This window comes from Streptomyces sp. UNOB3_S3, from assembly GCF_020740895.1.
Lineage (GTDB): Bacteria > Actinomycetota > Actinomycetes > Streptomycetales > Streptomycetaceae > Streptomyces.
In genome coordinates, this window is sequence record NZ_JAILXP010000351.1 from 1 (window position 1) to 7,455 (window position 7,455).

7 protein-coding genes and 1 pseudogene are annotated in these 7,455 nt (G+C 75.5%); 5 read left to right on the forward strand and 3 right to left on the reverse strand.

The features are described 5' to 3' along the window. Positions 1-524, reverse strand: a pseudogene (locus K6I33_RS28425) (hypothetical protein); the annotation flags it as partial. A gap of 266 nt (positions 525-790) precedes the next feature. Between K6I33_RS28425 and K6I33_RS28430 the strand changes: the two are divergent. After that, entirely contained in the window at positions 791-1,213 is a 423-nt protein-coding gene (locus K6I33_RS28430) for a hypothetical protein (RefSeq protein ID WP_229357403.1), read from the forward strand. A 79-nt stretch (positions 1,214-1,292) separates the two neighbouring features. Here the strand turns inward: K6I33_RS28430 and K6I33_RS28435 are convergent, their stop codons facing one another. After that, positions 1,293-2,198 (reverse strand): hypothetical protein, encoded by a 906-nt coding sequence (locus K6I33_RS28435; protein WP_229357404.1) that lies wholly within the window; start codon positions 2,196-2,198, stop codon positions 1,293-1,295. Positions 2,199-2,303: 105 nt separating this feature from the next. Next, positions 2,304-2,633, reverse strand: a complete 330-nt coding sequence (locus K6I33_RS28440) for a DUF6233 domain-containing protein (RefSeq protein ID WP_229357405.1) — start codon at positions 2,631-2,633, stop codon at positions 2,304-2,306. Between the two features lie 396 nt (positions 2,634-3,029). Between K6I33_RS28440 and K6I33_RS28445 the strand changes: the two genes are divergently transcribed. The 4 genes from K6I33_RS28445 to K6I33_RS28460 all read left to right on the forward strand — a co-directional run bounded on the left by K6I33_RS28445 (position 3,030) and on the right by K6I33_RS28460 (position 7,364). Beyond that, complete coding sequence (locus tag K6I33_RS28445) at positions 3,030-3,557, forward strand: NADH-quinone oxidoreductase subunit B family protein (protein WP_229357406.1); 528 nt, start codon at positions 3,030-3,032, stop codon at positions 3,555-3,557. A 61-nt stretch (positions 3,558-3,618) separates the two neighbouring features. Next, positions 3,619-5,667, forward strand: coding sequence for a proton-conducting transporter membrane subunit (locus K6I33_RS28450; protein ID WP_229357407.1), 2,049 nt, complete (start codon positions 3,619-3,621; stop codon positions 5,665-5,667). Beyond that, positions 5,664-6,626: a respiratory chain complex I subunit 1 family protein gene (locus tag K6I33_RS28455; protein ID WP_229357408.1), complete on the forward strand. Its 963-nt coding sequence runs from the start codon at positions 5,664-5,666 to the stop codon at positions 6,624-6,626. Before K6I33_RS28450 ends, K6I33_RS28455 begins: the two co-directional genes overlap by 4 nt. Before the next feature lie 6 nt (positions 6,627-6,632). After that, on the forward strand, positions 6,633-7,364 hold the full coding sequence (locus tag K6I33_RS28460) for a hypothetical protein (protein WP_229357409.1): 732 nt from the start codon (positions 6,633-6,635) through the stop codon (positions 7,362-7,364). The last annotated feature ends 91 nt before the right edge of the window (positions 7,365-7,455 follow it).

A 7,455-nucleotide genomic window follows, 5' to 3' on the forward strand; every position in this document is an offset into this window, starting at 1 on the left:
CGGTTGTAGGGACCGGCCTCCAGCGAGGGCTTGGGCGGGGTGGGGGTGATCACCCCGTGGAGGGCCAGGCCGCCGGCGAGCCGGCCGTCGTGGGCGGCGGCCGTCACATGCGGCCAGGCGTGGGCGTCGGCCTCCGCGTCGACGAGGAGCAGGGTCGGGCCCGCGTGCTCGCGCAGGGTGCGGGTGAGCCACTCCCAGGGCAGCCCGGTGTAGCGGACAGTCGAGGCGGTGCTCTCGCGCAGCGCCAGGTGGAGTTCGGTGCTGCGGCGGGCCGGGACCATCAGATGTCCGGTGATCCAGATCAGCAGCGGCCCGGGCACCCGGACGGCGTCCTGGAGGTAGGCGAGGACGCTCTGGGGCCCGGCCATGGCGGGGAGCTGCACCACGTCGGCCGAGGCGGCGGCGAGGAAGCCGCGGGGGTTCGCGCCGGCGATGGCGTGGGCGGTCGGGTTCGGCAGGGCGCCCCGCCGCCGGTCGGGAGTGCCGTCCAGCAGCAGAACACAACCATGGGTCGGCTGATCCAACGCGTTCTTCCTTCCGGCTGTTTCGAGAGCCCGTGACGCAACTCTAGGCTCCGGCCCGCTCGTCGCGGCCCGCAATCCCCACCCCTGTCCGGCCCCCGGCTCCCTCAATCCCGACATGGCCGTACTTATGGTCCGCGCGCGGTGTGTGCCCCTCCGGGGCCCGTGGACGCGCCCTGCTGGGCGGTGTCCGGGTGTGCGGATAATGGATGCGCCCCGCGGCCTGCGGAGCACCGGAAAACCACAGCACCAGACACCAGGGGGCGCGGATGAAGCACGAGCGGAAGCACGACGGACGGTACCGAGGCCGGGTGGCCCGCAGGATGTCGGCCCTGGTGGCCGTGGCGCTGGGCGCCGTCCTGCTGGCGACGCCCGCGACGGCGGCGAGCCCGTCTGCCGGTACCGCGCGGGTCGTCTCCGTCGCGGCCGCCGAGGCCGGTACGGCGGCGGTGGGCACGGGCGCCGCGGCGGCTTCGGGGGGCCACGAGGTCCTCGCCTCTTCCCACCACCACGCGAAGCACGGTCACACGACGCTGGCCAAGGACAAGAAGAAGAAAAAGAAGAAGGGCTTCTTCGCGAAGCTGGGCGTGGCCCTGCTCATCATCCTGATCCTCGCCTTCCTGTTCGTGGTGGCGGTGATCGTGCTGGTGATCCTGATGATCCGCCGGGCCTTCCGGCGCCGCCGTTCCTGACCTCCCGGTCGTCATCCCACCGAGCGGGGCCCGCCGTCGCGGGCCCCGCTCGGCTCGTCTTCGCCCGGCTTGTCCTCGCTCAGCTCGTCTTCGCCACCCAGGCCAGTGCCAGCCACGGCGTGGTGGCGCTCGCGGCGGCCAGGGCCCAGCCGGTCCCCGTGTCGGGGAAGCCGATGAGCAGGGGCAGGGCGAGCCCCGCCCCGCACAGCAGGAGGAGCGCGGCGGGCAGATGGGCCCAGGGCTCGAATCGACGCGCGTAGCGGACGCCGGGCTCCCTGCGGTGCAGGGCCACGCTGGTGACGAACCCCGCCGCGAGGGCGCAGGTCCAGATGACCGGCAGCAGGATCATGCGGCCGGCGAAGGTGCCGATGTCATTGCCCGGCGCCTGACGGGCCCCCAGCTCGGGCCGGTCCGGCACATAGATCAGCTCCACCGTGCGGCCCGCCTCGGGCTTGCCACCGGTGTGCACCTCCTCGACGGTCACCTGCCGGGCGCCCGAGACGAAGGGGACGGTGGCGACGATCGTCGAGGCGTACTCGTCGGTGTCGTTGATCTCGACGTCCGTGGGACGTGGCTCGCCCAGGACCCGCTCCACGCGCACCTCGCCCGTCACCCCGCCGGAGCGGGCCGCCGTGGCGAGCCACTCGCCCTCCGCGCCGTCGGGCCCCACGCCCTGGCACAGCGCGGCGGCGCTGGTGAGCGCGACGCCGAAGCCCAGCGCCCAGCAGAGCAGCCGGGACGGCCGCGGCTCGGGCCAGGGCTCGTAGCGCTTGCGCCAGGTCTTCTTCCGCAGGGCCTTCCGCCGGTGCGCGCGGACCAGGAGCGACGCGACGATCCAGCACGCGGCGCACGACGCGGTCGCGCCCAGGAGCCCCAATTGGTGCCGCTTGGGCGGCAGTTCCCGGAACGGGGCCGCTCCGAGCAGGACGGTCGCGTACCCGGTGAGCAGCGTCGCCCACCCCGTGAGGCGCGTCAACATCCTCATGCCGTACTTCCCCCACCCACCTAATTGATCTTGAGGGGGACAGCGTAATGGCGCCCGCCCACTGCTCGCTCACGGGCGGTGCCGCGGAGGCGGGGTGACGGATGGTCAGTCGAAGGGGACGAGGAACCGCTCGGGCTCGCAGGCGTCGCAGAACCGGACGTCGAACTTGGCCGCGCGCTCACGGGCCTCCGCCGTGGTCAGGGTGTCCTCGCCGCCCCGGGGGACCCAGCAGCCCGCGTGGTGCAGCTCCTGGAGGGTGCCGCCGGGACGGCGGTGGACGGTGACCGGCCAGATCGCGTCCTCGAGATCGTGGCGCCACTCGCCCTTGAGGCGCTGGAGCACGACCTCGCGCACCCAATCCCGAACGGAAAGGCCGCATTCCAGCGCGGCGGCCTCGATGCGGACGAGTTCCTCAGCAGTGAAGAGGGTCTCCATGAGGCGGGACAGTAGCAGCGGAGGACTCCGGGCGAGCCCGGTTCGGGGCAATGGCCCACGGTGCTGACCTGCGGGCTTGACCAGCGACAACGGCGTCTGCTCGGCGACGGCGACGATCGGCCGGTCATACGATGTGCAGCTCCGGCGGCCTTTCCCCCGAGTGGCATAGGACGCGGGTCTATCCAAAGGTGTCGACCGCCGATACACGCATCACCGACCTCTTGGCCATTCCGTTATCACCTGTCCTCGTGAACGCCCGGTATTTCCCGGCGGACGGGCCCCGGGACCCCTCACAGTTCGGGCCCGGCGGCGCTCCGGGCGGGTGGGACGACCGGGCCCGTAACCCCTGAGGCCCGTAACCCCTGAGGGGGGTGCGGCCGTTTACTACTCAGTCCCATGGCGCAGCGGTACCGGACGCCGGGGAGTCCCGAGGGAGGCGGCATGGGCCTGCTGCGCAAGATCCGCGACACCGGACGGGTGGCGGAGCCCGCCCCGCCACCACCCACCGCCGCGCCGCCGCGCGCCGCGCGGGACCTGGGCGGTTCGGTCCAGGTCCGCTGCGTGGACGCGGGCTCGTGCAACGGCTGCGAGATCGAGATCGCCGCCGCCTTCGGCCCGGTGTACGACGCCGAGCGCTATGGCGCCCGCCTGGTGGCCTCGCCCCGGCACGCCGACGTCGCGCTGGTCACCGGCCCGGTCACCCGCAACATGGCCGAGCCGCTGCGCCGCACGGTCGCCGCCATGCCCCGGCCCCGCCTGGTGGTGGCCGTCGGCGACTGCGCCCTGAACCGCGGGGAGTTCGCCGGGGGATACGGCGTCGAGGGCGCGGTCGCCGATGTGGTGCCCACCGACCTGGAGGTGCCGGGCTGCCCTCCGGAGCCGGAACGGATCGTGGCCGCGCTGCGCAGGGTGACCGGCCGGTGAACGGTACGGCCGGGGACCGCCCCCCGGATACCGGCCCGCCCGGCCCGCCGGGAGCGGTGACATGAGCGTCGTCGGGACCGCCGTCGCGGCGGCGGTCGCCTGCGCGGGCGCCGGGGCGCTGTGCGGGGCGGCCCTGCCGGGGCGCCGGCGGGTCGTCGCCTCGGGGATCTGCACCGCCGCCACGGGCGCCGCCGGGCTCGCGGCGGGCACCGCCGCGCTGCGCGGCGCCCACTGGGCGGTCCTCCTGCCCGGCGTCCTGCCGCCCACCGGGGCGCGCCTGGCCGTGGACGCCCTGTCCGGCCTGTTCATGGCCGTGGCCGGCGGGGTGATCCTCCCCGTGGCCGTCTACGGCGTCGGGTACGCCGCCGGGCACACCGGCCACGGAGCGGCCTCCCGCACCGCCCAGGCCGTACTGCCGCTCTTCGCGCTCACCCTGCTGCTCGTCCCGGCCGCCGCGTCCGTCTGCTCCTTCCTGCTGCTGTGGGAGCTGATGGCCCTCACCTCCCTGCTGCTGGTCCTGGCCGGGCACCGGACCGGTCCCCCCGCCGCCCGGGCGGCGGTGCGCGCGGCCGGGCTCTGGTACGGCGTCATGACCCAGCTCGGCTTCCTCCTGCTCCTGGCCGGCACCGCCCTCTTCGCCGCCGGCGCGGGCGGCGAGACGTTCACCGCGCTGCGCGACGGCGCCCACCAGATGTCCTCCGCCGTCCGCGGCACGGTCTTCGTCCTGACCGCCGCCGCGTTCGTGGCCAAGGCGGGCGCGGTGCCGCTCCACCCCTGGCTGCCCCGGGCCCATCCCGAGGCCCCCAGCCATGTCTCGGCGCTGATGAGCACCGCCATGGTCAACCTCGGGATCTACGGACTGGTCCGCACCGGCTTCGACCTGCTGGACGGCGGGCCGCGCTGGTGGTGGCTGGGCGTCCTGGCCACGGGCGCGCTCTCCGCCGCCTACGGCATCCTCCAGGCCGCGATGGCCTCCGACCTGAAGCGGCTGCTCGCCTACTCCACGTCCGAGAACCTCGGCCTCGCCCTCATCGGCGTCGGCGCCGCGGGCCTCTTCGCCGACGCCGGCGGCGGCGCCCCCGCCGCGCTGGCCCTGGCGGCCGCCCTGCTGCACCTCGTCAACCACGCCGCCTTCAAGAGCCTGCTGTTCTGCGCGGCGGGCTCGGTGCTGCGGGCCACGGGCCTGCGCGACCTGGACCGCATGGGCGGACTGCGCTCCCGGATGCCCGTCACCGCCGGCTTCTTCGCGCTCGCCGCGCTCGGCGCCGCGGCCCTGCCGCCCGGCAACGGCTTCCTCGGCGAGTGGCTCCTGCTCCAGTCCCTCATCCACGGCCTGGCCGTGCCCGGCCCGGTCACCGCCCTCGTCCTGCCCCCGGCCGTCGCCGTGATCGCCCTGTCCGCCGGACTGGCCGCCGCCGTCTTCGTCAAAGCCCTCGGCGTCGCCTTCTTCGCCCGGCCGCGCGGCTCCTGCGCCGCCGAGGCCCGCGAGAGCCCCCCGGCCGTGCTCGCCGGGATGGGTCTCCTCGCGGCCCTCTGCGCCGCCCTCGCGCTCGTCCCCGGCGTCCTCGGCGACGGGCTGTCGGCGGCGGTCGCCGCCGCCGGCCTCGCCGACGGCCGGCCGCTGACCGGCGGCCCCCTCGGCGTCCGCCTGGACCGCCTCGCCACCACCCTGTCCCCGCTGTGGGCGGCCTGCGCCCTGACGGCCTGTCTGGTCACCGCGGCCGCGCTCGCCCGGCTCGCGGCGCGCCGCCGCCGGCGCCGCAACGCCCACCTGTGGGACTGTGGCGGAGGCGCGCCGACCGCCCGCATGGCCTACACCGCCACCTCGTTCGCCGAGCCCCTCCAGCGGGTCTTCGACCGGGTGTTGGCGCCCGAACAGGACGTCCGGGTGACGGCCGCCCCGGAATCCGCGTACCTCGTCGAACGGGTACGGTTCCGCCGCCGGGTCCCCGACCGCTTCGAACACCGCCTCTACCGGCCGCTGCTGGAGGCCGTCTCCGCCCTCGGCCACGCCTCCCGCCGGCTGGCCACCGGCAGCGTCCACCTCTACCTCGGCTACGGCTTCTGCGGCCTCGTCGCCCTCCTGCTCGTCCTGGCGGTGCGCCCGTGACGGGCCACACCACCGCCGGGGCGGCCGCCATGTGCGCCCAGGTCGTGGCGGTCGTCGCCGGGGCGCCCCTGCTCACCGGGCTGATGCGGCAGGTACGGGCCCGGATGGAGGGCCGGGCGGGCGCGGGCGTCCGGCAGCCGTGGCGGGACCTGCGCAAACTGCTGCGCAAGGAGCCCATCACCCCCACCGGCACCGGACCCGCCTTCCGCGTCGCCCCGGCGCTGCTGGTCGCCACCACCGCCGTGGTGGCCGCGCTGATGCCGCTGGCCAGCACCGCCACGCCCGCCACCGGCCGGTCCGACCTCATCCTCGTCGTCGCGCTGCTCGCCCTGGGCACCGTGGCCCTGGCCCTGGCCGGGCTGGACACCGGAACCGCGTTCGGCGGCATGGGCGCCTCCCGGGAGATGACCGTGGCCGCCCTCGTCGAACCCACCATCCTGCTCGCCGTGTTCGCCCTGTCGCTGCCCGCCGGCTCCACCGACCTGGCCGCCATCGTCTCCGGCGGCCTGCGCGACGCGGACCGGCTCGCCTCCCCGTCCGGGCTGCTGGCCACCGCCGCCCTCGCCCTCGCCGTCCTGGCCGAGACGGGCCGGCTCCCGGTGGACAACCCCACCACCCACCTGGAACTGACCATGGTCCACGAGGCGATGGTCCTGGAGTACGCGGGCCCGGACCTCGCGCTCGTCGAACTCGGCGCCCAGATGCGGCTCACCGTCCTGCTCGGGCTGCTCGCCACGCTCGCCGCGCCCTGGGGCATCGCCACGACCGCCGCCCCGCTCGCCGTCGCCCTCGCGATCGTGTTCCTGGCCGTCAAGGTCGCGGCGCTGGGCGCCGCCCTCGCGGCGGCCGAGGTGTGCTGGGCCAAGCTCCGGCTGTTCCGGGTCCCCGAACTCCTCGCGGGCTCCCTGCTGCTGGCCCTCCTCGCGGTGACCGCCTCCTACTTCCTGACGGGAGCGTGACGAGCCGTGCCCGGCACCCTCCACGCCCAGCTCCTCGACCTGGTCTGCGGCGCGTTCCTGCTGGCCGCCGTGGTGGTGCTCTGGCTGCGCCAGCTCGCCTCGATCGTCCGGGTGTTCGCCCTCCAGGGCGTGGCCCTCGCCGGGATCGCCGCCCTCCTCGACGGCCACGGGAGCCGCTGGGAGCTGCTCGCGGTTGCCGCCGGCATCGGCCTGCTGCGCGCCGGGCTGCTGCCCCTGCTGATGCGGCGCGCCCTGACCGCCGTCGCGGCCGGCCCCGCGCCGCCCGCCGGGGACCCGGCCGGGGACCCGGGCCACCACTACGCGGAGGACGTCAGCGAGGCGCGCGAGACGCAGCCGCTCGTCAACGTCGCGGCCTCGCTGCTGAGCGCGGCGCTGCTGACCCTCCTCGCCTACGCCGTCGCCAGGCCCCTGGTCGCCCTCCACCCCACGCCCGCCACCCGCGCCCTGCCGGTCGGCCTGGCCGTCGTCCTCATCGGCTTCTTCGTCCTGGTCACCCGGCGGCGCGCCCTGGCCCAGGTGGTCGGCTTCCTGCTGCTCGACAACGGCATCACCGCCACGGCGTTCCTGGCCGCCTCCGGGGTCCCGCTCATCGTCGAGCTCGGCGTCTCCTTCGACGTGCTCCTCGCGGTGCTCGTGCTGGGCATCCTCACCACCCGGATGCGGGCGGCCTTCGGCGGGACCGGCATCGACGACCTGCGGGAGCTCTGCGAGCGATGACGCCCTCCACGACCTGTGTGCTGCTGCTGACCGCGCCGGTGGGGGTGCCGTTCGCGGTGGCGGGCGCGTTCGCCCTGGCGGGGGCGCGCCC